The sequence below is a fragment of the Amycolatopsis sp. NPDC088138 genome, assembly GCF_044741685.1.
GTDB lineage: Bacteria > Actinomycetota > Actinomycetes > Mycobacteriales > Pseudonocardiaceae > Amycolatopsis.
In genome coordinates, this window is record NZ_JBIUTB010000003.1 from 220915 (window position 1) to 246382 (window position 25468).

Genomic DNA, 25468 nt, shown 5'->3' on the forward strand with positions numbered 1-25468 from the left:
TCTAGCCGTGAACGCTGCCGAAATGCTTGAGATCCGCTGCAGCCGGGCTTGGCCGCCGCTGGCCGAGGAGGCACTGGGCGACTGGGTCCTGCGCTGGGCCGACGGCTTCACCGGCCGCGCGAACAGCGCGCTCGCCGTCGGGGACGCCGGGAGGCCGGTCCCCGAGGCGCTGCGAGCGGTGTGTGACTTCGCCCACGATCGGGGCATCCAGCCGATGGTGCAGGTGCTCCGCGACAGCCCGAACGAGCGCGCGATCGTCGCCGAGGGCTGGGTCCAGGCGACGCGCCACCGCCGCGGCCACGAGGTCGTCGTGCTCACCGCCCCGCTGGCCGCGGCGCCCGCCGCCGGCGGCGTCACGGTGTCCGACGAGCCGTCGGACGGCTGGTGGGAGCTCACGCTCGGCCCCGGCGAGGAGACCGCGGCCGCGCGGCACGTGCTGACCGGCGGGAAGGTCGGCTACGGCGTCGCGACGCTCGAGGGTGCCACCGCCGGCGTCGTCCGCGGGGCGCTGGTCGGCGGCTGGCTGCACGTCGGGCGGCTCGAGGTCGCCCCGGACTTCCGGCGCCGCGGGCTCGCGTCGAAGCTGATGGCCGCCCTCGGCACGTGGGGCGTGGAACAGGGAGCCGACCGCGCGGTGTTGCAGGTCGCGGAGGCCAATTCGGGCGCGCTCGCGCTCTACACGGGGCTCGGGTACGCCCCGCACCACCGATACCGGTACTGGGTGCCCGAACCCGGTACGTGCTTCGGGGGAGAGGAGGATTCGACGTCGTGAAGATCGTGGTGATGGTCGGCGGAGTGGGCGGAGCCCGTTTCCTGCTGGGTTTGAAGGCGGCGCTGGGCATGGCGCCGGAGGGTGCGAGCGAGTCGCCGCACGAGGTGACGGCGCTGGTCAACACCGGCGACGACGTCTGGATGCACGGCCTGCGGATCTGCCCTGACCTGGACACCTGCATGTACACCCTGGGCGGCGGGATCGACAAGGAACGCGGCTGGGGGCACTCGGGTGAGACCTGGGTGGTCAAGGAGGAGCTGGCGGCCTACGGCGCCGACCCGGACTGGTTCGGGCTCGGCGACAAGGACATCGCCACCCACCTGATCCGGTCGCGGATGCTGCGCGCGGGCTACCCGCTGTCCGCGGTGACCGAGGCGCTGTGCGACCGCTGGCAGCCCGGCGTCCGGCTGCTGCCGATGTCCGACGACCGCGTCGAGACGCACGTCGTGATCGACGACCCGGAGCAGGAGGGCCAGCAGAAGGCCATCCACTTCCAGGAGTGGTGGGTGCGCTACCGCGCCGAGCCGAAGGCGCACTCGATCGTCGCCGTCGGCAACGACGAGGCCAAGCCCGCGCCGGGTGTGCTCGACGCGATCGCCGGGGCGGACGCGGTGCTGTTCGCGCCGTCGAACCCGGTGGTGTCGGTCGGCACCACCCTCGGCGTGCCGGGGATCCGGGACGCGCTGCGCAAGACGTCGGCCGGCGTGGTCGGGGTGTCCCCGATCATCGGCGGGAAGGCGCTGCGCGGGATGGCCGACGCGTGCCTGACCGCGATCGGCGTCGAGACGTCGGCCGAGGCGGTGGGCCGGCACTACGGCTCGCGCAAGGACGACGGTGTGCTCGACGGCTGGCTGATCGCCGAAGGCGAGACGGCCGACGTGCCGGGCGTGACCGTGCGCGACGTGCCGCTGCTGATGTCCGATGTGGACGCGACCGCGGCGATGGCCCGCGCCGCCCTGGAACTCGCTGGAGCCCCCGTTGACTGACATCGCTGACCACGCTTCGGCGAAGCTGGAGATCCTGCCCGTCACCGGGCTGCCGGAGTTCCGCCCCGGCGACGACCTGACCGGCGCGATCGTCACGGCCGCGCCGTGGCTGCGCTCGGGTGACGTCGTGGTCGTGACCAGCAAGATCATCTCGAAGGCCGAGGGCAGGCTCGTCCGCGTGCCGACCGACCCCGAAGCCCGGGACGCCGCGCGCCGCGACCTCGTCAAGCAGGAAGCCGTGCGGATCGTCGCGCGGATCGCCCGCACGGTGATCACCCAGAACCCGCTGGGCATCGTGCAGGCGGCGTCCGGGATCGACGCGTCCAATGTGGCCGGTGACGAGGTCGCGCTGCTGCCCGCCGACCCCGACGCGTCGGCGCTGGCCCTGCGCAACGGCCTGCGGGAGCGGCTCGGCGTCGAGGTCGCCGTGGTCGTCACCGACACCATGGGCCGCGCCTGGCGGGTCGGGCAGACCGACAACGCGATCGGCGCGTCCGGGCTGCGCGTGCTGCACGCCTACCGGGGCGCGATCGACGGCCAGGGCAACGAGCTGGCCGTCACCGAGGTCGCGATCGCCGACGAGCTGGCCTCGGCCGCCGACCTGGTCAAGGGCAAGCTGGGCGGAACGCCGGTCGCCGTCGTCCGCGGGCTCGCCCTGGAGGACGACGGTTCGAACGCCCGGACGCTCATCCGTCCCCTCGAAGAGGACCTCTTCCGGCTGGGCACCAACGAAGCGATCGCGCAGGGCCGCCGGGAGGCCGTGCCGGTGCGGCGGTCGGTGCGGCAGTTCAGCGACGCTCCGGTCTCGCCCGTCTCGATGCGGCGGGCCGTCGGCTCGGCGCTCACCGCGCCCGCGCCGCACCACACGCACCCGGTGCGGTTCGTCTGGCTGCGCGACGGCGCGAAGCGCAAGGAACTGCTCGACGCGATGCGCGATTCGTGGCAGGCCGACCTCAAGGGCGACGAATTCACCCCGGAACAGGTCGCGAAGCGGCTCAGCCGCGGCGACATCCTTTACCGGGCCCCGGAAATCGTCATCCCGTTCCTGGTGCCGGACGGCGCGCACACTTACCCCGACGCCCGCCGCAACGACTGCGAGAAGACGATGTTCACCGTCGCCGGCGGGGCCGCGGTGCAGGGCCTGCTGGTCGCGCTGGCGGCCGAAGGCCTCGGTTCGTGCTGGATCGGCTCGACGATCTTCGCCGCCGACATCGTCCGCGACGTCCTCGGCCTGGACGAGCGCTGGCAGCCGCTGGGCTCGGTCGCGATCGGCATCCCGCTCACCGAGCCGGAGTCGCGGCTCTCCGCCACGCCGGGTGAAGGGCTGCTGGAGCTGTGAGCCTGCACGCGGACGCCGTCACGACGCTGGGTGCGTGGCGGCCTTCGCTCGCTTCCCAGGAGTCGCTGAAGCAGGCGTTCCTCGGGTTCCTCACGGCCCGTGAGGATTCCTGCCGCCGCTCCTGCGAAGCCGGGCACCTGACGGCGTCGGCGGTGCTGCTGGACCACACCGGCACGCGGGTGCTGCTCACGCTGCACCCGCGGGTCGGCCGCTGGCTGCAGCTCGGCGGCCACTGCGAGCCGTCGGACGTGTCGCTGGCCGGGGCCGCGCTGCGGGAGGCCACCGAGGAGTCCGGGATCGCCGGCCTGCGGATCGGGGACGCGCCGGTGCACCTGGACGTCCACCCGATCACCTGCTCGCTCGGCCTGCCTACGCGGCATTTCGACGTCCGGTACGCGGTGCACGCGCCGCCGGGCGCGGAGCCGGTGCGCAGCGACGAGTCCGACGACCTGCGGTGGTGGCCGGTGGACGCGCTCCCGGCCGGCTCCGAAGATCTCGCCGATCTGGTGAAAGCGGCCATTCCGGTCGGTGCCGGGCACTAGCCTGGGGTCGGGAGAGGGAGGACCACATGGCTACGCAGTTCCCCGAGCGGGTGCACATTCACTCCGGCGGCGGCAGCGGCAGCGGGGCGTTCGGCTACGTCGTCGTCGGCCTGCTGATCCTCGCGGTCATCGTGTTCGTGATCGTGGTGGCGGTGCGGGTGTCGAAGATGCGCCGCGAAGAGGCGATGAAGAACGGCGGGCAGTTCCCGGGCCCGAACTTCCCGCCGCAGCAGGGTTTCGCGCCGCCGTCGCAAGGATTCCCGCAGCCGGGCGGCTTCGCTCCCCCGCCGTCGCAAGGGTTCCCGCAGCAGCAGCCCGGCCCGCAGGGGTTTCCGCAGCCGCAGCCGGGTTTCGCGCCGGGATCGCAGCCCTCGCAGGGTTTCCCGCAGGCCGGCTCCACACCCCCGCCGTCGCAAAGTTTTCCGCAGCAGGGCGGCTTCGCTCCGCCGCCGTCGCAGGGATTCCCGCAGCAGCAACCGGGCTTCGCGCCGGTGCCGCCGGGACCGCCGCCGTCGCAGGGTTACTACCCGCCGCAGCAGCCGCCGCCCGGTCCGGGAGCGGGGCCGCAGAGCTGGTGAAGCCGATCGTCCCCTTCGACAGCTCGTCCCCGGTGCCGCCGTTCGAGCAGGTCCGCTCCGGGCTCGCGGCGCGGATCAACGACCGTTCGCTGGCCGTCGGCACGAAGCTGCCCACGGTGCGGCAGCTGGCCGTCGACCTCGGTGTGGCGCCGAACACCGTCGCGCGGGCCTACCGCGAGCTGGAAGAGGCCGGGCTGATCGAGACCCGGGGGCGTGCGGGCAGCTTCGTCGGCGCTTCCGGCGACCAGACGCGCCGCCGGGCCCAGCAGGCGGCCGCCGAGTACGCTGCGCTCACCCGGAAACTGGGACTGGCCGACGCCGAAGCGCTGTCGATCGTCCGCGCCGCACTCGACGAGGGGGAAGGCCGACCGTGAGCCTGCTGATGCTGTTGATCGTGCTGGTGGTGCTCGGCGGCCTGGTGACCGTCGTGGTCCTCGTGATCAAGGCGGCCAAGCCGACGCAGCCGCCGTACCCGCAGCAGTACCCGGGCTACCCGCCGCAGCAGCCGGGCTACCCGCCCCAGCAGGGATACCCGGGCTACCAGCAGCAGCCCGGCTATCCGCCCGAGCAGCCCGGCTATCCGCCCCAGCAGCCCGGTTACCCGCCCCAGCAGGGATATCCCGGCCAGCAACAGCCCGGCTACCCGCCTCAGCAAGGCGGCTATCCCCCGCACCAGTAGCCCAAGTCCGTGAATGGCCCATTGAGGGACTCTAAGTCCCTCAATGGGCCATTCACGGCTTTAAGGGACCTCACATGGCGCGGTAGTCGCGCAGTTCGATGCGGGGGCCGAAGCGCGGGCGCTTGTGGCCCGCCGCCTCCAGGTAGCGGACCGCGCGCTGCCGTTGCGGCGCGTACGGCACCAGCAGCTCCGCCATCCCCTCGTCGTCGAGCTTCGCGCCCAGCAGCGCGCTGCCCACCATCGACGGGATGTTGTAGTCCCCGAAGCTCACCGCGTCCGGGTCACCCCAAGCGCGCTGGGCGATCTCTGCGGCCGTCCAGACGCCGATGCCGGGCACGTGCCGCAGCAGCATCCGGCCCTCGCGCCCGCCCAGCTCGACCGCGCGTTCCAGCTGGTGGGCGACGCGGGCGGCGTTGATCAGGGTCGTCCGGCGCTTGATGTCGACGCCCGCGCCGTGCCAGTGCCAGTCCGGCAACGACCGCAGCGCCACCGGGGTCGGCGGCACGCGCAGGCGTTCCGGCGCCGGCCCCGGCGCCCGCGCGCCGAACCGTCGGCACAGCTCGGCCCACGACCGGATCGCCTCCTTGCCGGTCACCTTCTGCTCCAGCACGGCCAGCACCAGCCAGTCCCAGACCACGCCGGTGGACCCCAGGCGCAGGCCGGGGTTCTCCCGCCGAGCCCGCGCGACGACGTCGTGGTGGGCGACGAACCCGGAGTCGTCGTCGTCCGCGCCGAGCAGCGCCGGGACGCCGGTGAGCAGCCGGTCCTTGCCCTCACCCCAGGCCGCGGCCTCGATCCGGCCGTCGGTGTGCTTGCGCAGGGCGAGCGTGCCGGCGCCGTCGGGCGTGTTCGACGCCAGCCAGGTGATCCCGCGCTCGTCGGTGAGGATGTTGAGCGACCCGCGCCCGCGCGTCAGCGGACCCAGGACCCGGCCCAGGTCGACCTCGAACGCGGGACGCCAGAACATCGGCTACGCGTCGCTCGAGAAGCGGACGGAACCGTCGGGCAGCACGGTGTCGGGCCAGATCCGGGCGCCGTCGAGCAGTTCGCACCCGGCGCCGACGGACGCGCCGTCACCCAGCACCACCCCGCGCAGCACCGCGCCGGCGCCGACGCGCGCGCCGTGCCCCAGCACCGAGTTCTCGACGATCGCGCCCTCGGAGACGGCCGCGCCGTCGAACAGGACCGAGCCGTCGATCTTCGCGCCCGAGCCGACGACGGCGGCGACGCCGATGGTCGAACCACCGGACAGCTCGGCGTCCTCGGCCACGGAAGCGCCGTCCAGCACCAGGAACTCGCCGGTGCGGCCCGGCAGCGCCGACGTCGGCGCGATGCCCCGGACCAGATCGGCCGAGCCGCGCACGAACGCCTCGGGCGTACCGACGTCCAGCCAGTAGGATTCATCGACGAATCCCTGGATGTGCGCGCCTTCTTCGAGGAGTCCGGGGAACGTCTCGCGCTCCACCGAGACGCGCCGCCCGGTCGGGATCGACTCGATCACCGAGCGGCGGAAGACGTAGCACCCGGCGTTGATCTGGTCGGTCGGCGGATTCGGCGTCTTCTCGAGAAAGGCCTGCACACGGCCGGTTTCGTCGGTGGGCACCGACCCGAACCGGCTCGGGTCCGGGACGCGCTGCAGGTGCAGCGTGACGTCGGCGCCGGAGTCGTGGTGCACCCGCAGCTGCTCGCCGAGGTCCGCACCCGAGATGATGTCGCCGTTGAAGACGATCACGTGGTCGGCCCGCAGCTTGTCGTAGACGTTCCGGATGGCGCCCGCGGTGTCCAGCGGTTCCTCCTCGACGACGTACTCGAGCTCCAGCCCGATCGCCTTGCCGTCGCCGAAGTACTCCTCGAACACCTCCGCACGGTAGCTCGTGCCGAGCACGACGTGCCTGATCCCGGCCTCGCGGATGCGCGAGAAGAGGTGGCTCAGGTAGGGCGTCCCGGCTGTCGGGAGCATCGGCTTCGGCGCCGAAAGGGTGAGCGGGCGCAAGCGCGTGCCCTTGCCCCCGACCAGCACGACGGCGTCGATCTCGACCTCGGACGTCACGGAAATCTCCTCTTGTATCACGCACCGCTGAGCGACAAGCCGCGGGAAACCCTGACGGAGGTCGCCCGGAGGGCCTACCCTAGACAGGAAACAGGCGGGCCTTTCCCCAGAGGGCCCCGGGTCAGTCGGGAGGCCGAGGGGATGGACCCCCGCGATCGGGCGGACGCCCTGCTCGCACGAGCCCAGGCGCGTGGTGTGTTCGTGGTGACACCGGATAGTGCCATTTCGCCGATGGACGCCTCGAACACGCAGCAGATACCGCGTGCCGCCATCGACGGCCTCGACAGAAGCCAGGACCCGGACACGACCACGCAGCTACCGGCGTCGCTGATCGAGGAGAACGACCACCCGCTGGCCGGCAAGTCGCCGACCCGGCGGCTGGAGGCCTCCGGCGCTTCGGGCGTCGCGAGCGGACGCCGCCAGCAGGTGACCGCGCCGCTGAGCACGCCGTCGCCGACAACGCCGATGAAGACCCCGGCGAAGTCCCCGGTGACGACGCCGCTGGCCCGCCGGCCCCAGGCCGAGCCGATCACGAGCCCGCTGAAGGAGCCCGATCCGGAGGACACCGGCCTGGTGCCGACGGTGACGCAGAACAACGGCAAGTCCGACCTTTCGCGCCGGCTCGACGGGATCTAGCGGGTCTCGAGCTTCAGGCGGAGCTTGAGACCGAGCTTCACGGCGGCCAGGACCGGCTTCCAGGCGAGGCTCTGGTGGCGGTCGGCGAGGTAGCGGTAGGCGCTGTCGTGGTGCGCCTTCAGCATCTTTTTCGACGCCTGCGACGTCGAGTGCCCGCCTTCGTGCGTCACGCTCGAAGACGGCACGTAGACGTTCTGCCAGCCCGCCTTCGCCAGCCTGTCGCCGAGGTCGACGTCCTCGAAGTACATGAAGTAGCGCGTGTCGAAGCCGCTGACGGAGTCGAACGCCTCCCGCCGGAACAGCTGGCACGAGCCGGACAGCCAGCCCGCGACGCGCTCGACCGGCGTGCCGGTCTCCTGCCGGTACTGCTTGGTCCAGGGGTTGGCCGGCCAGACCTTCGCGAACGCGGCGTGCCCGATGCCGCGGCCGAACGACGGCAGCAGCCGCGCCGACGGGTAGACGGTGCCACCGACGTCGTGGATCAGCGGCCCGAACGCACCCCCGCGCGGCCACCGCTGGGCGGCGTCGAGCAGCGCGTCGAGCGAGCCGGGCTCCCATTCGAGGTCCGGGTTGACGACGACGACCCAGCCGTACCGGTCGTCGAGCTCGGCGACCCCACGGTTCGCGGCGGTCCCGTAGCCGACGTTCTCCCCGATGCTGAGCAGCTGCGCGTTCTTCCGCGGCCGCGTGATCTCCTCAAGGGCACCGTCGACGGAAGCGTTGTCCGCGACGACCACCTTGACCTCGCGCTCGGTGGCCTTCTCGAGGGTCTCGAGGAACCGCTCGAGGGTGTCCTCGGAGAAGTAGGTCACGGTCACGACGCCGACGTCATCGCCATAGCGGGAGTCCTCAGTCACCCGGCCATTGTCCACGCGTCACCGAGCGTGAATCGGGTGCCCCGGGCCAGGAGCAAGCTGGAAGAAGTCAGCGGGTGCGGGAAGGGTCGACACGCGTGATCAGGAGGTCGACACGCGTGCTTGACGGGTCGACACACCTGGCCCCGGCCGTGTCGTCGCTTTGATCACGCGTGTCGGCTCCGGAATCACGCGTGTCGACCCTGTGGTCACGGAGTCAGCGGGTGCGGAGGTGGCGGGACCAGGCCTTGGCGTACGCCTCCCGGTGCCGCTCCGCGGTCGTCGCCCACGAGAACTCCTTGGCGCGCTGCTGCGCCGCCGTGGCCAGCTCGGACCGGCGGCCGGGGTCCGCCAGCAGCTCGGCGATCGCCGCCGCGACGTCGCCCGCTCCCACTCCGCAGTACGCCACCGCGTCGCCGCCCACCTCCGGGAGGGACAGCCTGCGCGTGGTCAGCACGCACGCGCCGCAGGCCATCGCCTCCAGGACCGGCAGGCCGAAACCCTCACCGAGCGACGGGTACGCCACCAGCGAAGCCCCGCCCAGGAAGCCCGCCAGCGTGCCGAACGGCAGGTAGCCCGCCCGGATCACGCGCAAGCGGTGCGGGACCGCGTCCAGCGCGCGCTCCACCTGCGTGTCCCAGCCCGGCTGGCCCGCGAGGACCAGCGCCGGGGCGTCGCGGCGGCCGGCGACCGCGCGGGCGAAGCCGCGGATCAACGCCGGGACGTTCTTGCGCGGCTCCAAGGCCCCCAGGAACGCGACATAAGGCGTCCGCCCCAGGCCGACGGCCGAGCGCGCGGCCGCGACCTCCGCCGGGGACGGCGGGTGGAACCGCTCCGTGTCGACGCCGTGGTGGATGACCTCCACCGACGCGTGCCGCACCGGGCTGACGCGGGCCAGTTCCGCGGCCGTCGCCGCCGACGGCACCACGCACACCGTCGCGCGCCGCAGGGCCGTGGCCGTCCACGCGCGGAAGAAGCGGGCCTTCACCGACGAGTGCAGGACGGCGTCGGTGAAGAACGTCGCGTCGTGCAGCGTGACGACCGAAGCGGCCGTCGTCGCCAGCGGCATCGTGTAGTGGGGCGAGTGGACGACGTCCGCGCCGAGGCGGCGGACCAGCCGCGGCAGGGTCGCCTGCTCCCAGGTCAGCCGCGCGGTGCGGGTGGTCGTCGACGGCGACGCGGGCACGATGCGTGACCCCGGCGCCAGCCGATCGTAGAGCTGCAGGTCCCGCGGCTGGCAGACGACGGTGATGCGCGCCCCGTCCGCGTCCAGCGCGGCGACGAGCGAGTCCACGTAGCGGCCGACCCCGCCGCGGTCCGCGGGGACCGCGGTCGCGTCGATCAGGACCCGGGGATCATCGCTCACCCCCGTAGGGTACGGCGGCGACGCTGCGTCATGGTGGGGAACTGGCAAACCCGTCAGTCACGTGCTCGCCGGTGGATCGCCCAAACGGCTTCCGCGGCGCGACGCCAGGTGAACGCCTTGGCCCGCTCGCGTCCCGACCGGGTGAGCTCCGCCGCCCGCTCGGGTGACCCGAGCACTTCGCGCAGCGCTTTCGCCAACGCGGCGGCGTCCCCGCGCGGCACCGTGACACCCGCGCCGCCCGCCACCTCGACCAGCGCCGGGACGTCCGTGTGCACCACCGGGACACCGGCCGCCATCGCCTCCAGCAGCCCCAGGCCGAAGCCCTCGGCGAGGCTCGGCACGGCCAGCACGCTCGCCCGCCGCAGCACGGTCGCCAGCTCGGCGTCCGGCACCTTCCCGAGCACCCGCAGCCGGCCGGCGGGCAGCCCGCGCTCGGCGGCCAGCGCGGCCGGGTCGACACCGCCCCAGCCCGGCTGCCCGGCGAGCACCAGCACCGTGTCGTCCAGCGCGGCGACGGCGTCGATCAGCACGTCGATGCCCTTGCGCGGCTCGATCGTGCCGAGGGCCAGCACGTACCGCCCGGGCAGGTCCACGTCGGCCGAGGCCCGGGGCACGCGCACGCCGTGCGGGATCACGCGCACCGGCACGTCGACGTCGACCAGCACCGCCAGCTCGTCGGCGACCGCCCGGGTCGGCACGACCAGCCCGGACGCGCGGCGCGCGGCCCGCGCGATCATCGACCGGTGCCAGCTGACCCCGCGCGCGGTGAGCGTCTCGGGGTGGGTCCAGGGCACGGTGTCGTGCACGGTCACGCTCAGCGTCCGCCCGGCCGGGGCGCGCGGCGGCGCGAACGGCGTCGGCGCGTGCACCGCGTCGCCCCCCGGCCACCAGGGGATCCCCAGCTGCCAGACGCCGGTCAGCGCCCGCCGCGAGAGCCGCAGCACACGCGGGCCCTCGACACCGTCCAGTTCGGCCGCGCCGACGTCGGCGTGCCGCGCGACGACGCTGGACACCGTCCAGCCCGGTGGCGCGGTCTTCGCGAGCGCGGGCAGCAGCTCGGCCGTGTAGCGCCCGGTGCCACCGGGCACGGGCGCGAGGAGCTGCTCGGCGAGCACGACCAGTTCGGGCACGCGGCTATTGTGCGGGACGTGACGCCGAATCCCGCCACCACGGTGGTAGTCGTGACCTGGCGGGGTGCCGGGCACGTCGCCGCCTGCCTCGACGCGCTCGCCGCGCAGACGCGTCCACATCGGACGCTCGTGGTGGACAACGCCTCGGACGACGGGACCGCCGAGCTGCTCGCGGCGCACCCGAGCAAGCCGCGAGTACTCCGTCTCCCCCGCAATGCCGGCTACGCGGGGGCGCTCGCCGTCGCCGTCAAGGAGCTCGAGACGCCGTTGATGGCGTGGCTCAACGACGACGCCGAACCCGAGCCCGGCTGGCTGGAAACCCTCGAGGACACGCTCGAGAAGTCACCGCTGGCCGCCGCGGCGACGTCGCTGCTCGTGCTGCCCGGCGGCCCGGTGCAGTCGGCCGGGGTGCGGCTGACCGCCGACGGCCACGGCGCCGACCTCACCGAACCCGGGGGTGAGGTCTTCGGCTTCTGCGGCGGCGCGGCGCTCCTGCGCGTCGAGGCCCTGCGCGCCGTAGGCGGCGTCCCGGCCGAGTTCTTCTGTTATTACGAGGACACGGACACGGCGTGGCGGCTGCGGCTGGCCGGGTGGGACGTCGTCGCGGCGCCGGACGCCCGGGTCCGGCACGCCCACGGCGTCAGCAGCAAGCCCGGTTCGGTGCTGTTCCACCGCTGGAACGAGCGCAACCGCCTGCTCACACTGCTGCGTTGCGCCCCCCGCGAGGTCGCGCTGAACCAGCTGGTCCGCTTCGCCGTGTTGACAGCGGTACTGCCGCTGCGGCCGGGCCGTCCGGCCGCGGCGAACTTCCGGTTCGGCCTGCGGTGCCGCGTCCTGGCCGAGGTCGGGGCGCGGTTGCCGGCGACGCTGCTGGCCCGGCGCCTGATCGGCCGTCGCGCGGCGCTGGGCCGAGGCGCGGTCTGGGAAGCATGGGCTGGCCTTTAAGCTGGGGCCAATCCGACGAAGGAGCTGGCTTTGGCGCAGGGGGAACAGCAACCGCTCGTCTCGGTGGTCCTGGTGAACTACCACGGCGCCGACGACACGATCACCTGCCTGCGCGCGCTGGCCGAGCACGACTACCCCGAACTCGAGCTGATCTGCGTCGAGAACACCCCGGGCAGCGCCGACGCCGCACGCATCCGCGAGGCCGTCCCCGGCGCGCGGGTGATCGAGGCCGGGCGCAACACCGGGTTCGCCGGCGGCTGCAACCTCGGCGCCCGCCACGCCAAGGGCACGGTCGTCGCCTTCCTCAACAACGACGCGCGCCCGGCGCCCGGCTGGGTGTCCGCCGCAGTCGCCGAGCTGCGCGCGCAGCCGCGCGTCGCCGCGGTGGCCAGCAAGGTCCTCGACTGGGACGGCACCGGCACCGACTTCGTCGACGGCGGCATGACCTGGTTCGGCATGGGTTACAAGCGCCACGCGGGCAGCCCGCTGGCCGACGTCCCGGCCGCCGAGCACGAGGTCGCGAAGGACGTCCTGTTCGGCACCGGCTCGGCGCTGTTCGTCCGCGCGGGCGTGTTCGCCGAGCTCGGCGGCTTCGACGAGCGGTTCTTCATGTTCTACGAGGACGTCGACCTCGGCTGGCGGCTCAACCTGCGCGGCTGGCGCGTCCGGTACGTGCCGGAGTCGCTGACCTACCACCGCCACCACGGCACGATGGGCGCGGTCGACGCGCCGGAGACCGGCCGCGAGACCTTCCTGCTGGAGCGCAACGCCCTGGCCTCGCTGTACAAGAACCTCTCCGACGAGACGCTCGCCCGCGCGCTGCCCGCGGCGCTCGCGCTGGCCGTCCGCCGGGCCACCGCCCGCGGCGACCTCGACGCGACTCAGCTCGACCTCGAACAAGGTGTCGGCCCGATCGAATCCGGTGACGTCGCGATCCCGCGGACCACGCTGGCCGGGCTCCTCGCGATCGACCAGTTCGTCGAGCAGCTGCCGTCGCTGGCGGAGTCCCGCGCGGTCGAGCAGGCCGCGCGCGTGCGCACCGACGCCGACCTGCTTCCCTTGCTGCGCAAGGCGTTGGAGCCCGCGTACCCGCTGCCGCGCTACCTCGCCGCGCACGACATCCTCGTCGAGGCGTTCGGCATCGAAAAGGCTTTCGGGCAGCGCCGCAAGATCCTGGTGATCACCGGCGACGCGCTCACCGAGCGGATGGCCGGACCGGCGATCCGCGCCTGGAACATCGCCCTCGCGCTGTCCGCCGAGCACGACGTCCAGCTCGTCACGACGAACCCGCTGGCCGCGCCGCCGCCCGCGCCGTTCCGGGTCGGCGCCGGGAAGCGCCACGAGCTGGACGGGCCGATCGCCTGGGCCGACATCGTCGTCCTGCAGGGACACGTGCTCGAACTGGCGCCGTCGCTGAAGAAGGAGCACAGCGGCAAGATCGTCGTCGCCGACCTGTACGACCCGATGCACCTCGAGCTGCTGGAGCAGGGCAAGGGCGTCGCCGACGACAAGCGCGCGGCGGACCTGGCCGGCGTCACGCGCGTGCTGGACGCGCAGCTCGAACGCGGCGACTTCTTCCTCTGCGCGTCCGAGCGGCAGCGGCACTTCTGGCTCGGCCACCTGGCCGCGCTCGGCCGGCTCTCGCCGCGGCTCTACGACGCCGACCCGACCACGCAGTCGCTGCTCGCGGTCGTCCCCTTCGGACTGTCGCCGCAGCCGCCCACCCGGACCGGGCCCGGCCTGCGGTCGTCGCTGGGCATCGGCGGCACCGACCACGTCGTGCTCTGGGCCGGCGGGGTGTACAGCTGGTTCGACCCGCTGACGCTGGTGCGCGCGATCGACGAGCTGCGCCGCCGCCGCGGGGACGTCCGCCTGGTGTTCCTCGGGATGAAGCACCCGAACCCCGAGGTCGCCGAGATGGACATCGGCGCCCGGACGATCCGGCTGGCGGACGCGCTGGGCCTGACCGGCAAGCACGTCTACTTCAACGAGCAGTGGGTGCCCTACGGCGAGCGCCAGAACTGGCTGCTCGACGCGAACTGCGGGGTCACCACGCACTACGAGCACGTCGAGACGACGTTCGCGTTCCGCACCCGGGTGCTCGACTACCTGTGGGCCGGGCTGCCGATCGTCACGACCGACGGCGACGCGTTCGCGGACCTGGTGCGGACCGAGAAGCTCGGGGTCGTCGTCCCGGCCGAAGACGCCGGCGCGCTGGCCGACGCGCTCGAGAAGTCCTTGTACGACGAGGAGTTCGCCGCGGGCTGCGTCGAGCGGATCGCCGTCGTCGCGCAGCGGTTCGCCTGGCCGGAGGCGCTGAAGCCGCTGGTGGAGTTCTGCCGCGACCCGCGCCCGGCGGCCGACCGCCTGCCCGGGTCGGCGGACCTGGTGACCACGCCGGCGGTGCGCGGCCGGGCGATGCTGCGCCGCGACACCGACCTGATCCGCGAGTACCTCGCCGACGGCGGCCCGTCCGAGCTGGCGCGGCGCGTCGGTGGCCGGGTCATCAAGGTTGCCAGGCAACGGATGCGTCGTGGCTAAACCGCTTCGCGTCCTCCTCGACGGCACACCGCTGCTCGGTTCCCGCACCGGCATCGGCCGGTACACCGCCGCGCTGAGCGAGGAGCTCGCGTCGAACCCCGAGGTGGACACCCGGGCCGTGGCGTTCACGCTGCGCGGCTGGCGGCGGCTGCGGCACGTGCTGCCGCACGGCGTGCGGGCCCGCGGGATGCCGGTGGCGGCGCGGCTGCTGCGGATGACCTGGCTGCGCTCGGACTTCCCGCCGGTGGAGCTGTTCGCCGGCTCGACCGACGTCGTGCACGGCACGAACTTCGTGCTGCCGGGCCGGTTCCGCGCGGCCGGCGTCGTCACGATCCACGACCTGGCCTTTTTGGACAATCCCGCGGAGCTCGCCCCGAGCGACCGCGACCTGCCGGAGCTGGTCCGCCGCGGCGCCCGCCGCGCGGACGTCATCTGCACCCCGACGTCTGCGGTCGCGGACTCGGTGGCCGAGCGGCTGGACGTCGACCGGTCGAAGATCGTGGTGACACCGCTGGGCGTCAACCCGGCGTGGTTCACCGCGCGCCCGCCGGACGACGAGCGCCGCGCGCGCCTGGGCCTCCCTTCCCGGTACCTGCTGTTCGCGGGCGCCGCCGGACCGCGCAAGGGCCTCGACTGGCTGGTCCGCGCCCACGACGCCGCCCCGGACCTGCCGGACCTGGTGTTCGCCGGCCCGGGCCCGTTCCCCCGGACGTCCCGGACGAGCCAGACCGGCTACCTGTCCGATGTGGACCTGCGCACGGTGGTCGCGGGCGCGTCGGCGCTGGTGCTGCCGTCGCGCGACGAGGGTTTCGGCCTGCCGGTGCTGGAGGCGATGGCCTCGGACGTCCCGGTGGTGTGCACGGACATCCCCGCCCTGCGCGAGGTCACGGGCGACTGCGCGAGCCTGGTCCCGTACGGCGACGTCGACGGCCTGGCGGAGGCCCTGCGCGTCGCGGTCACCGACCCGCACGCGGTGGCGACGTCCTCGGCGAGGCGCGCCCATGCGGCCAACTTCACGTGGCACACGTGCGCGGAACTGACGGTGGGCGCCTACCGCCTCGCCTCAGGCCGCCACTGACCCCGGGTGTCAGGGAGCCGCGAAGTAGGCGTCCAGGGCCTCTTCCCACGGGCGCAGCGGCGTCAGCCAGGCTTCCGTCCACGAAGCCGGTGACAGCACCGAATAAGCCGGCCGCGGGGCGGGCCGCGGGAACTCCTCCGTCGTGCACGGCTTGACCCGTGCGGGGTCCGCGCCCAGGTGGGTGAAGATCGCACGCGCGAAGCCGCACCAGCTGACCGAACCCGCGTTCGTGCAGTGCAGGATCCGCCGCTCCGGCCCGTCGCCGGCCGCCGCGCGGGAGGCCAGCTCCAGCAGGCCCGCCGCCAGGTCCGCCGTCCACGTGGGACCGCCGACCTGGTCGTCCACAACGGACAGTTCCGGGTTCGAGGCTTCCAGCCGCGCCATGGTCTTCACGAAGTTCGTGCCCGACTTGCCGTACAGCCAGCCGGTGCGCACCACCCAGGACGACGCGCCCGAGCCCAGCACCGCGTCCTCGCCCGCCGCCTTCGTGCGGCCGTACGCGCTTCGCGGGCCCAGTTCGTCCGAAGGCTCGTACGGCGCGGAAGCGTCACCCGGGAACACGTAGTCCGTCGAGACGTGGATCAGCGGCACCCGGCGGGCCGCGCAGGCCGCGGCGAGCACACGCGGGCCGTCGGCGTTGATCGCGAACGCGCGCTCTTCGTCCGTTTCCGCCGCGTCGACCGCGGTGTAGGCCGCCGCGTTGATCACGGCCGGGGCCGAACCCGCTTCGCGCGCACGGTCGGCCAGTGCGCCGACCGCCGCCAGGACCTGGCCCGTCTGCGTCACGTCCAGCTCCGCCGACCCCGGCGCGACGACGTCCACGCCGTCGCCCGAAAGCGCGGCGAGATCCCGGCCGAGCTGTCCGGAACCACCGGGCACGAGCACCGTCAACCGCACGAGCACATCCTCTACTTCTTGAGCGCGGCCCGCTCCGCCAGGGGCTCCCACCACGCGCGATTGTCCGTGTACCAGGCCACTGTCGCGGCCAGACCGTCCTCGAAGGACACGCGCGGAGCGTACCCCAGCTCCTCGCCGATCTTCGTGATGTCCACCGAGTACCGGCGGTCGTGGCCCTTGCGGTCCTCGACCGGCTCGACGCTGTCCCAGCCCGCGCCGAGCGCCGCGAGCAACCGCTCGGTCAGCTCGCGGTTCGTCAGCTCGATGCCGCCGCCGATGTTGTAGATCTCGCCCGGCCGGCCGGCGTCGGCGACCAGCTGGATGCCCTGGCAGTGGTCGTCCACGTGCAGCCAGTCACGGACGTTGAGCCCGTCGCCGTAGAGCGGCACCTTCCGCCCGTCGAGCAGGTTCGTCACGAACAGCGGGACGACCTTCTCGGGGAACTGGTACGGACCGTAGTTGTTGGAACACCGGGTGATGCACACCGGCAGCCCGTGCGTGCGGAAGAACGAGCGCGCCACCAGGTCGGAGGACGCCTTGGACGCCGAGTACGGCGAGTTCGGCTCCAGCAGGTGGTCCTCGGTCCAGGAGCCGGTCTCGATCGAGCCGTACACCTCGTCGGTGGACACGTGGACGAACTTGCCGACCCCGGCCTCCAGCGCCGCCTGCAGCAGGTTCTGCGTGCCCAGCACGTTCGTCAGCACGAAGTCGGCGGCGCCGAGGATCGAGCGGTCCACATGCGACTCCGCGGCGAAGTGCACCACGAGGTCTGCACCACTCATGACCTCGGTGACCAGGGCGGTGTCACAGATGTCGCCGCGGACGAACCGCAGCCGCGGGTCGGCGGCGACCGGTGCCAGGTTGGCTTCGTTGCCGGCGTAGGTGAGTTTGTCCAGCACGACAACCTCGGCGTCACGCAGCGCCGGGTACGCGCCGCTCAGCGCCTGCCGGACGTAGTGCGACCCGATGAAGCCCGCACCACCGGTGACCAGGACCCGCATCTTCCCGCCTTTCCTCGGCCCCCGGCGGGGGCAACCGGCCCCCAGCCTACGGAGGCCCCACAACACCCTCAGTAGAGTCTGGGGTGGAGGCACAGGGGTGCCCTGGGGAAGCACGGGGTTCACAGGGGAGGAAGCGCGTGACCGATTGGCCTGCGCCGCCCGTCCCGGGACGCCGTCGCCACGGTGTCGCCATCTTCGCCCGCCGCGGCGGCAAGGTGGTCGTGTCGTTGCTTTCCGTCGCGATCCTGGCGCTGACCTGGTACGGCTGGCACTTCATCGGCGACCCGAACAGCGGCCTGACCACGACCAACGTCTTCGCCGACACCGAGGCGCACGCCAAGCCGCTCGACGGCGCGATCGACATCCTCCTGGTCGGCCAGGACAGCCGCACCGACGCGCAGGGCAACCCGCTGCCCCGCGAGGTGCTGGACATGCTGCACGCCGGCGTCTCCGACGGCGAGCTGAACACCGACACGATGATCCTGGTGCACATCCCCCAGAACGGGAAGCACGCCATCGCGATCTCGTTCCCCCGCGACTCCTGGGTGGAGCTGGCCGGCGGGTACGGCAAGCACAAGCTCAACAGCGCGTTCGTCTACGCGTACACGGACACGTACAAAACGTTGCAGCGGCAGGGCATGACCGACCTGAAGGAGGCCGACGCGCAGGCGAAGGTCGCCGGCCGCAAGAACCTCATCGCCACGCTCGAGAAGTTCATCGGCAAGCCGGGCATGATCGACCGCTACGCCGAGGTCAACCTGGCGAGCTTCTACGAGATCACCAAGTCGATCGGCGGCGTCGAGGTCTGCCTCAAGGGCCCGGTCAAGGAGAAGAAGTCCGGGGTGGACCTGCCGGGCGGGCGCCAGAGCATCGAAGGCGTGCAGGCGCTCGCCTTCGTCCGCCAGCGCTACGACCTGCCCAACGCCGACCTCGACCGGATCGCCCGCCAGCAGGCGTTCCTCTCCGGGCTCGCCCGCAAGGTCATCTCGACCGACGTGCTGACCAGCCCGTCGAAGATCGCCGACCTGGTGAGCGCGGTCAAGAAGTCCGTCGTCGTGTCGCAGGGCTGGGACCTGACCGAGTTCGCCGAGCAGATGCGCGGCCTGACCGGCGGCAACATCGAGTTCCACACCATCCCGACCCAGGGCAACGCGGTGATCGGCGGCGCCGACGTGCTGCGCGTCGACCCGGCCGCGGTGCAGGCGGAGGTGGCGCGCCTGACCTTCGACGGCGACGCCCCGGCGACCCCGACGCCGGCGCAGCTGCCCGGCGCGAACGCCGTCACGGTGGACCTGTTCGACGGCACGGGCACGCCGACGCTGGCGACCCAGACCCACACGTTGCTGCAGGGCAAGGGCTTCACGCTGCCCGCGGACCAGAAGCTGAGCACCCGCAACACCACGGTCGTCCGGTACAACCCGGCCGACGAGACCGCGCTGGGCCTGGTCAAGCAGGTCCTGGGCACCGCGGTCCAGGCCGAACCGGACAAGGACGTCGCCGCCGGGCACGTGCGCGTCCTGCTGGGCAAGGACTTCAAGAACCCGTCCGCTGCGCCGGGTGGCGCGCCGGCGACGTCGCAGTCGACGCCGTCGAAGCCGCCGGTCCAGACCACGACCCCGCTGAGCTCTGCCCCCGCCGCGACGCCGATCACGGCGGGCGACGTCCCTTGCGTCAACTAGACTGAGTACGCAGTGTGGTCGGGGGAGGGGAACAAGGGGTGGATGACGAGCAGGAACAGCCGGAGCCGGCCGCAAAACCGGTGACGCAGAGCGACACGGCGGAGTGGAAGCCCTCGCCGTTTCCGCGGCAGCCGCCGCCCGAAGAGCCCGCTCCCCGGGCGTCCCGCGCGCGCCGCGCCGGACGGGTGACCCGCCGGATCGCCGTCGGCCTGGTGTCCCTGATCGCCCTCGGCGCGAGCGGCTACGCCTACGTCACGAAGGACCAGCTGCAGAGCAACGTCCCGACGACCGACGCGCTCACCCCGCGGGCGGGCGAGCCCGCGCCGCCGCCGGCCGACGACGGCGCGGACGACATCCTGCTCGTCGGCAGCGACGCGCGGACGGACGCGCAGGGCAACGCGCTGCCGGCGCGGGTCCTGCGCGAGCTGCGCACCGAGGCCAACAACGGCGCCGTCAACACCGACACCGTGATCCTGCTGCGGGTGCCGAAGAACGGCGCGAAGCCGTCCGCCGTCTCGGTCCCGCGCGACACCTGGACCGAGGTCCCGGGCCGGGGCAAGGCCAAGATCAACTCGGCGTACGGCATCGCGAAGGCGCACTACGCCCAGACGTTGCGCGCGCAGGGCGAGCGTGACCAGGCGAAGATCGAGCGCGACTCCGACACCGAGGGCCGCCGGGTCCTGGTGCAGGCCGTGCAGGACCTCACCCAGGTGCGCGTCGACCACTACGCCGAGGTCAACCTGCTGGGCTTCTACCTGCTCACCGAGGCCCTCGGCGGTGTCAAGGTGTGCCTGAACCACTCGACCGAGGACAAGGACTCGGGCGCGAACTTCCGCCGCGGCGAGCAGACCGTCTCGGGCGGCGAAGCGCTTTCCTTCGTCCGGCAGCGCAAGAACCTGCCCCGCGGCGACCTCGACCGGATCGTGCGGCAGCAGGCGTTCCTCTCGTCCGCGCTGCACCAGGTGCTCTCGGCCGGGACGCTGACCAGCCCGGGCACGCTGAACAACCTGATCGACGTCGTCCACCGGTCCCTCACCCTCGACCCGGGGCTCGACCTGCTGCAGTTCGCGCAGCAGGCGAAGGGCCTCGCGTCCGGCGACCTGGCGTTCGCGACGATCCCGGTGATCACCGCGAACGGCCGCAGCGAGGACGGCCAGAGCATCGTCGAGATCGACCCGAACGCCGTCCGGGAGTTCGTGGCCGGCCTGGCCGGGCGCGCGACCACCCCCGCGGGCGGCGGCTCGGGCAGCGGCGCCGCCCCCGTCGCGGCGCCACTGCTCCAAGCCTCCCCCGGCGTCACCTGCGTCAACTGAAGTCGGCGCGGTGCTCTTCGGCCCACTGGCGGAAGGTGCGCGGCGCGGCCCCGGTGACGTCGCGGACGACGCCGGTGACCAGCGACGGCTCCCGGGTGGTCCGCGCCCAGGCGCGCAGGATCTCCGGCGGCACCTCGGGCGGGAAGCCCAGCGCGACCATCCGCTCGGCGGCCTGCTCCGGCGTCAGCTCCTCGACGGCGAGCGGGCGGCCGAGGACGTCGGCGAGGACCGCCGCCTGCTCGCGGAACGAGATCGGCTCCGGGCCGGTGAGCGCGAGCGCCTCCCCTGCGTGCGAGCCGTCGACCAGGATCCGCGCGGCGACGTCGGCGATGTCGCGCTCGTGGATGGCGCCGATCCGCGAGTCCGGGTGGGCCGTGCGGATCACGCCCTCGGCGATGTCCTGGCGCCAGCCCAGGGTGTTCGTCGCGAACGCGCCTGGGTTGAGCACGGTCTCGGCGAACGGCGCCGCGGCAAGCGCTTCCTCGACCGCGCGGTGCAGCCGGGCGATGCGGCTCTGGGCGGACTCCGGTTCCAGCGTGGCCGCCGACGACAGCAGCACGGCGTGCCGCACCCCGGCCGCCTCGGCCGCCTTCACGAAGCCGTCGATCCCCTGGCGTTGCGTGTAGAGGAACACCGAGCCGACGCCGTCGAGCGCGGCTTCGAGCGTTTCCGGGCTTTCCAGGTCGGCGCTCACCTTCGCGACGCCGTCCGGGACGTCGAGCGTGGTGGCGTCGCGGCTCGACGCGCGGACGTCCTGACCTGCGACGACGAGCGCGTCGAGCACGGCGCGGCCGACGTTGCCACGGGCACCGGTGACGAGGATGGTCATGAGGGTTCCCCAGTCCGTCTATTACATTTGCTTGCAAAGCAAAGCTACTCACGGCGGCGAAGCGGTGTCAACCGGCGGGGCACGTGGTCCGCGCTTTAGCCTTGGCGCATGAGCCTCACCGACGAGCTGCTGCGGCCGCTGCAGGCCTCGCCCGCCAAGCCGTTGATCACCCACTACGACGACCAGCTCGGCAGCCGCGTCGAGCTGTCCGTGGCGACGACCGTGAACTGGGCCGCGAAGACGGCCAACTGGCTGACCGAGGAGTTCGACATCGAACCCGGCGACGCGGTGGCCGTGCAGCTCCCCGCGCACTGGCAGACCGTCGGCGTGCTGCTCGGCGCGTGGTGGTGCGGGGCCCGCGTGGTGACCGAGGGCACGGGCGCGCGGGTGGCGTTCGTCGGGCCGGACGACCCGGAACCGACCGGCGCGGCCGCGACCGCCGTGGTGACACTGGACCCGATGGGCCGCGGCCTCGACGAGCCGCCGGGCGGCGGCGCGTTCGACTACCTGACCGAGTCCCGGCTGGCGGGCGACCAGTACCGGCCGCTCTTCCCGATCCCCGGCGACACGGCGGCGCTGTTCGACTCCACTGTGGACGAGATCCTCGCGGAAGCCCGCAGCCGCGCGTCGAAACTAGGCCTGAGCGCGGACGACCGCGTGCTGTCCACACGCGACTGGAGCGGCCCGGAGGGCATCCTCGACGGCCTGCTCGTCCCCCTCGCGGCCGGCGCCCACCTGGTGCACGTCAGCAACGCGGACCCGGCCAAGCTGTCCGCCCGCCGCGACGCCGAGCGCACCACCGCCGACCTCTCCGCCTGAAGTCCGTGAATGGCCCATTGAGGGACTTGAAGTCCCTCAATGGGCCATTCACGGCTTTACGGGTCAGGCGTTCTGGAGTTCGCCCGCTTCGGACTCGCGGCGGGCGCGTTTGCGGCCCCACAGCAGGTGGTCCAGGGTGAGCCGGCCGCCGTTGAAGCCCAGCGCCAGCCCGGCGAGCGCGAGCACCAGGACCAGCTCGTAGCCGCCCTGGCCGGTGAGGCCGTTGTCGATGTGCACCGAAAGCAGTGCCCCGACCGAAATCACGACGTAGCCGACGCCGACCAGCGGCATCAGGAACCCGGCGATGAACGCGATCGAGCCGAGGATCTCGACGGTCATGGCGAAGATCGCGGCGACCGTCGGCATCGGGATGCCCGTCATCGCGAAGAACTTCGCGGTGCCGTCGACGCCGTTGTTCCACTTCTGGATCCCGTGCGCGAGGAAGACGACCGCGACGCCGATCCTCCCCAGCAACAGGGCCACGTCCTTGAATCGTCCGAACATCCGGTCCCACTCCCGATCGGTGAAATTTCAACTGACCCGACCCAAAGTAGGGCACCCGGCACCCGTGATCGAAGCTCCGGAGGGTGATCGACAGGGAACCGACAGGGACCGAATTCGGTTTCGCGTGGCCCCTCGCGGGGCTATCGTCCCCCTGATCCGCGTCCACGACCGCGAGGAGACCCCGATGCGCCGACAGACCGTCCGACCCGGCCTGTCCACCGCATCCCAGAGGACCTCCCGCACCCGTGAAAACCCTGAACATCGGCATTCTCGCGCACGTCGACGCCGGTAAGACCAGCCTGACCGAGCGCCTGCTCTTCGAGGCCGGCGCCATCGGCCACCTCGGCAGCGTCGACGGTGGCGACACCCAGACCGACTCCCTCGACCTCGAACGCCGTCGCGGCATCACCATCCGCTCCGCGGTGGTCTCGTTCGTGACCGGCGACACCCGGATCACGCTGATCGACACCCCGGGCCACTCCGACTTCATCGCCGAGGTCGAGCGCGCGCTGCGCGTGCTCGACGGCGCCGTCCTCGTGGTGTCGGCCGTCGAAGGCGTCCAGGCCCAGACCCGCGTGCTGATGCGGACGCTGCGCCGCCTCGGCATCCCGGCGCTGATCTTCGTCAACAAGATCGACCGGACGGGCGCCCGGGACCTGCTCGGCGACGTCCGCGCGAAGCTGGCGCCGCGGGCGTTCGCACTGAGCGCCGCGTCGTCCGACGAACTGGCCGAGCTGCTGGCCGACGGCGACGACGCGTTCCTGGAGTCCTATGTGGAGGGCCGGGTCGACGCGACGGCGTGCCGCGCCGAGCTGGCCCGGCAGGTCGCCCGCGCCGCGGTGCACCCCGTGCTGTCCGGCTCGGCGATCACCGGCGCTGGTGTCGCGGACCTCGTCACGGCGATGGCCGAGCTGCTCCCGGCCACCGAACGCACCGGCGACGGGCCGCTGTCCGCGACGGTGTTCAAGATCGACCGCGGCCGCGCGGGTGAGAAGATCGCCTACGCCCGGCTGCACTCCGGCTCGCTGGCGGTGCGGCAACGGATCTTGTTCTACCGCGGCGAAACCGAGCTCACCGGCCGTGTCTCGGCGGTCGAGGTCGCCGGCGGCGAGGTGGCGCTCGCCGGGGACGTCGCCCGGGTGCGCGGGCTGCGCGACGTCCGGATCGGCGACCGGCTCGGCTCGCCCGGCGGCGCTCGCGACGGCGTGTTCGCACCGCCGAGCCTGGAGAGCGTGGTGCGGCCGGTCCGGCCCGAGCAGGCGGCGGCGCTGTTCACCGCGCTGACCCGGCTGTCCGAAGAGGACCCGTTGATCGACGTCCGGCGCCGCGGTCACGACGTTTCGGTGCGGCTCTACGGCGAGGTGCAGAAGGAGGTGCTGCGCTCGATGCTGGCCGAGGGCGCCGGGATCGACGTCGAGTTCGAGCCGACGCGCACGCTGTACGTCGAGAAGCCGGTCGGCCGCGGGGAGGCCGTCGAGGAGATGGATCCGGAGCAGCGGCTGTACTTCTTCGCGACGGTCGGCCTGCGGGTCGAGCCGGGATCGGGCGTCACGTTCGGGCTGTCGGTCGAGCTGGGCTCACTGCCGCTGGCGTTCCACAAGGCGATCGAGGAGACCGTCCACCGCACCCTCGAGCAGGGGCTGCACGGCTGGGAGGTGCTCGACTGCGCGGTGACGTTGACGCACACGGCGTTCTTCAGCCCGATCAGCGCCGCGGGCGACTTCCGCAAGATGACCCCGCTCGTGCTGATGGCGGCGCTGCGCGAAGCCGGGACGCGGGTGCACGAACCGGTGCACCGCTTCGAGCTGGAGGTCCCGGCGAACGCCGTCAGCGCGGTGCTGCTCAAGCTGGCGGAGCTGCGGGCGATACCCGGGGAACCCGTGCTGGGCCCGGCGTCGTGCACGCTGCACGGGACCATCCCGGCGGGCCACGTCGACGAGTTCACGCAGGCCCTGCCCGCGCTCACCCAGGGCGAGGGCGTGTTTCTCAGCGAGTTCGACGACTACCGGCCCTACCCCGGGAAGCCGCCGGTGCGTCCCCGCACCGGCGAGAATCCCTTGGACCGCAAGGAATACCTCGCGCGGGTGGCGCGGCGTTAGCGCTTGTGCGCCCAGGCCGCGCCGAAGCAGTAGGCGCCGAACGCGGCGAGGCCGAGGGCCACCACGGTCAGCAGCACGGTGCCGAAGGGCTGGGCGGCGAGCGTCTTCAGGGCGGCGTCCAGCCCGCCGGCCTTGTTCGGGTCGGCGTTGAACCCGGCGTAGGCGAGGAGGATCGCGACGATCGCGAAGACGACGCCCTTGGCGAGGTAGCCGGCCTGGCCGAGCCAGGTGACCCAGCGCTTGGTCTTGCCCGGCAGGTCGGTCATGTCGAGGTCTTCCAGGAACTTCTTCTTGACGCCCTTGACGCCGGACGCGATCGCGACGCCGAGCACGGCCGCCGCGGCGATGACCACCAGCGCCGGGCCGAACGGGAGCTTGAGCAGCTCGGCGGTGAACTCCTGCTGGGTCTGGTTGCTCGATCCCCCGCTGCCACTGCCGATGGCGATCTTGAAGGCGGAGAAACCGAGCGCGATCACGACGACCCCGCGCGCGCCGGCGCCGATCCGCTTGCGCGTCCGCTTGCCGCCGCTGACCCACGTGTAACCGACCGCGGCCATCATGAACTGCCACAGGCCGAAGAGCACCAGGCCGAGGGCGAGCACCCAGAGCAGGACCTGCCCGAACGCCGTCGAGCCGATCTCCTGCAGCGCGCCCTTCTGGTCGGCCTGCTCGCTGCTGCCGAACGCGACCTGCAGGGCGAGGTAGGCGAGGACCAGGTGGACCAGGCCGTAACAGGCCATGCCGACCCGGCCGAGCAACTGCGCGGTATCGGTCTTTTCGCCTCGTTGGGCCGTGGCCGCTGTCCGGTTCATGCCTGCTGGGTACCCATTG

At 72.7% G+C, this 25468-nt stretch carries 25 protein-coding genes; 15 read left to right on the plus strand and 10 right to left on the minus strand.

All coding sequences use genetic code 11. The features are described 5' to 3' along the window. Positions 1-7 precede the first annotated feature (7 nt). The 7 genes from ACIOD2_RS15925 to ACIOD2_RS15955 are packed head-to-tail and all read left to right on the plus strand — an operon-like array spanning position 8 to position 4896. Positions 8-772 carry a GNAT family N-acetyltransferase gene (locus ACIOD2_RS15925; RefSeq protein ID WP_400538449.1) on the plus strand — a complete coding sequence of 255 codons (765 nt, stop codon included), beginning with the start codon at positions 8-10 and terminating at the stop codon, positions 770-772. Next, positions 769-1758, plus strand: coding sequence for a 2-phospho-L-lactate transferase (gene cofD / locus ACIOD2_RS15930; RefSeq protein ID WP_400538452.1), 990 nt, complete (start codon positions 769-771; stop codon positions 1756-1758). Before ACIOD2_RS15925 ends, cofD begins: the two co-directional genes overlap by 4 nt. Before the next feature lies 1 nt (position 1759). Continuing rightward, positions 1760-3097 (plus strand): coenzyme F420-0:L-glutamate ligase, encoded by a 1338-nt coding sequence (locus ACIOD2_RS15935; protein ID WP_400540356.1) that lies wholly within the window; start codon positions 1760-1762, stop codon positions 3095-3097. Further along, positions 3094-3639 carry an NUDIX hydrolase gene (locus ACIOD2_RS15940; RefSeq protein ID WP_400538455.1) on the plus strand — a complete coding sequence of 182 codons (546 nt, stop codon included), beginning with the start codon at positions 3094-3096 and terminating at the stop codon, positions 3637-3639. The genes ACIOD2_RS15935 and ACIOD2_RS15940 overlap by 4 nt, the downstream gene beginning before the upstream one ends. 26 nt (positions 3640-3665) lie before the next feature. Continuing rightward, positions 3666-4217, plus strand: coding sequence for a proline-rich domain-containing protein (locus tag ACIOD2_RS15945; protein WP_400538457.1), 552 nt, complete (start codon positions 3666-3668; stop codon positions 4215-4217). After that, positions 4214-4591: a GntR family transcriptional regulator gene (locus ACIOD2_RS15950; protein WP_400538460.1), complete on the plus strand. Its 378-nt coding sequence runs from the start codon at positions 4214-4216 to the stop codon at positions 4589-4591. Before ACIOD2_RS15945 ends, ACIOD2_RS15950 begins: the two co-directional genes overlap by 4 nt. Continuing rightward, positions 4588-4896, plus strand: coding sequence for a hypothetical protein (locus ACIOD2_RS15955; RefSeq protein ID WP_400538463.1), 309 nt, complete (start codon positions 4588-4590; stop codon positions 4894-4896). The genes ACIOD2_RS15950 and ACIOD2_RS15955 overlap by 4 nt, the downstream gene beginning before the upstream one ends. Before the next feature lie 70 nt (positions 4897-4966). Here the strand turns inward: ACIOD2_RS15955 and ACIOD2_RS15960 are convergent, their stop codons facing one another. Beyond that, complete coding sequence (locus ACIOD2_RS15960) at positions 4967-5863, minus strand: DNA-3-methyladenine glycosylase family protein (protein ID WP_400538466.1); 897 nt, start codon at positions 5861-5863, stop codon at positions 4967-4969. Between the two features lie 3 nt (positions 5864-5866). Next, entirely contained in the window at positions 5867-6946 is a 1080-nt protein-coding gene (locus ACIOD2_RS15965) for a sugar phosphate nucleotidyltransferase (RefSeq protein WP_400538468.1), read from the minus strand. Between the two features lie 141 nt (positions 6947-7087). On the opposite strand from ACIOD2_RS15965, the gene ACIOD2_RS15970 reads away from it, so the two are divergent. Next, positions 7088-7582, plus strand: a complete 495-nt coding sequence (locus ACIOD2_RS15970) for a hypothetical protein (protein ID WP_400538471.1) — start codon at positions 7088-7090, stop codon at positions 7580-7582. On the opposite strand, the gene ACIOD2_RS15975 is transcribed toward ACIOD2_RS15970, so the two are convergent. From ACIOD2_RS15975 to ACIOD2_RS15985, 3 genes are all read right to left on the minus strand, one after another. Next, a complete protein-coding gene (locus ACIOD2_RS15975) occupies positions 7579-8439 on the minus strand; it encodes a glycosyltransferase family 2 protein (RefSeq protein WP_400538472.1) in 861 nt (286 codons plus the stop codon). The two genes, ACIOD2_RS15970 and ACIOD2_RS15975, sit on opposite strands and share 4 nt — an antisense overlap. A gap of 214 nt (positions 8440-8653) precedes the next feature. Beyond that, positions 8654-9802: a glycosyltransferase family 4 protein gene (locus ACIOD2_RS15980; RefSeq protein WP_400538474.1), complete on the minus strand. Its 1149-nt coding sequence runs from the start codon at positions 9800-9802 to the stop codon at positions 8654-8656. A 53-nt stretch (positions 9803-9855) separates the two neighbouring features. Continuing rightward, positions 9856-10932, minus strand: coding sequence for a glycosyltransferase family 4 protein (locus ACIOD2_RS15985; protein WP_400538477.1), 1077 nt, complete (start codon positions 10930-10932; stop codon positions 9856-9858). 9 nt (positions 10933-10941) lie between these two features. Here ACIOD2_RS15985 and ACIOD2_RS15990 point away from each other — a divergent pair, with 9 nt between their 5' ends. From ACIOD2_RS15990 to ACIOD2_RS16000, 3 genes are read left to right on the plus strand one after another with little or no spacing between them, the layout of a single operon-like run. After that, positions 10942-11877 carry a glycosyltransferase family 2 protein gene (locus ACIOD2_RS15990; protein ID WP_400538479.1) on the plus strand — a complete coding sequence of 312 codons (936 nt, stop codon included), beginning with the start codon at positions 10942-10944 and terminating at the stop codon, positions 11875-11877. Between the two features lie 30 nt (positions 11878-11907). Continuing rightward, complete coding sequence (locus tag ACIOD2_RS15995) at positions 11908-14418, plus strand: glycosyltransferase (RefSeq protein WP_400538482.1); 2511 nt, start codon at positions 11908-11910, stop codon at positions 14416-14418. Next, positions 14411-15496: a glycosyltransferase family 4 protein gene (locus tag ACIOD2_RS16000; protein WP_400538484.1), complete on the plus strand. Its 1086-nt coding sequence runs from the start codon at positions 14411-14413 to the stop codon at positions 15494-15496. Before ACIOD2_RS15995 ends, ACIOD2_RS16000 begins: the two co-directional genes overlap by 8 nt. Positions 15497-15505: 9 nt before the next feature. On the opposite strand, the gene rfbD is transcribed toward ACIOD2_RS16000, so the two are convergent. Next, entirely contained in the window at positions 15506-16399 is an 894-nt protein-coding gene (gene rfbD / locus ACIOD2_RS16005; RefSeq protein WP_400538486.1) for a dTDP-4-dehydrorhamnose reductase, read from the minus strand. Positions 16400-16404: 5 nt separating this feature from the next. Then, complete coding sequence (gene rfbB, locus ACIOD2_RS16010; RefSeq protein ID WP_400538488.1) at positions 16405-17394, minus strand: dTDP-glucose 4,6-dehydratase; 990 nt, start codon at positions 17392-17394, stop codon at positions 16405-16407. 137 nt (positions 17395-17531) lie between these two features. Here rfbB and ACIOD2_RS16015 point away from each other — a divergent pair, with 137 nt between their 5' ends. After that, entirely contained in the window at positions 17532-19073 is a 1542-nt protein-coding gene (locus tag ACIOD2_RS16015) for an LCP family protein (protein WP_400538490.1), read from the plus strand. A 38-nt stretch (positions 19074-19111) separates the two neighbouring features. Further along, positions 19112-20386: an LCP family protein gene (locus ACIOD2_RS16020; protein WP_400538492.1), complete on the plus strand. Its 1275-nt coding sequence runs from the start codon at positions 19112-19114 to the stop codon at positions 20384-20386. On the opposite strand, the gene ACIOD2_RS16025 is transcribed toward ACIOD2_RS16020, so the two are convergent. Continuing rightward, positions 20379-21215: an NAD(P)H-binding protein gene (locus ACIOD2_RS16025; protein WP_400538494.1), complete on the minus strand. Its 837-nt coding sequence runs from the start codon at positions 21213-21215 to the stop codon at positions 20379-20381. The two genes, ACIOD2_RS16020 and ACIOD2_RS16025, sit on opposite strands and share 8 nt — an antisense overlap. Before the next feature lie 108 nt (positions 21216-21323). Between ACIOD2_RS16025 and ACIOD2_RS16030 the strand changes: the two genes are divergently transcribed. Beyond that, positions 21324-22034 (plus strand): TIGR03089 family protein, encoded by a 711-nt coding sequence (locus ACIOD2_RS16030; protein WP_400538496.1) that lies wholly within the window; start codon positions 21324-21326, stop codon positions 22032-22034. A 63-nt stretch (positions 22035-22097) separates the two neighbouring features. Here ACIOD2_RS16030 and ACIOD2_RS16035 read toward each other — a convergent pair whose 3' ends face one another. Next, a complete protein-coding gene (locus ACIOD2_RS16035; protein ID WP_400538498.1) occupies positions 22098-22538 on the minus strand; it encodes a DoxX family protein in 441 nt (146 codons plus the stop codon). A gap of 245 nt (positions 22539-22783) precedes the next feature. On the opposite strand from ACIOD2_RS16035, the gene ACIOD2_RS16040 reads away from it, so the two are divergent. Further along, positions 22784-24637, plus strand: coding sequence for a GTP-binding protein (locus ACIOD2_RS16040; protein WP_400538500.1), 1854 nt, complete (start codon positions 22784-22786; stop codon positions 24635-24637). On the opposite strand, the gene ACIOD2_RS16045 is transcribed toward ACIOD2_RS16040, so the two are convergent. After that, a complete protein-coding gene (locus ACIOD2_RS16045) occupies positions 24634-25449 on the minus strand; it encodes a DUF1206 domain-containing protein (RefSeq protein ID WP_400538502.1) in 816 nt (271 codons plus the stop codon). The two genes, ACIOD2_RS16040 and ACIOD2_RS16045, sit on opposite strands and share 4 nt — an antisense overlap. Positions 25450-25468 lie beyond the last annotated feature (19 nt).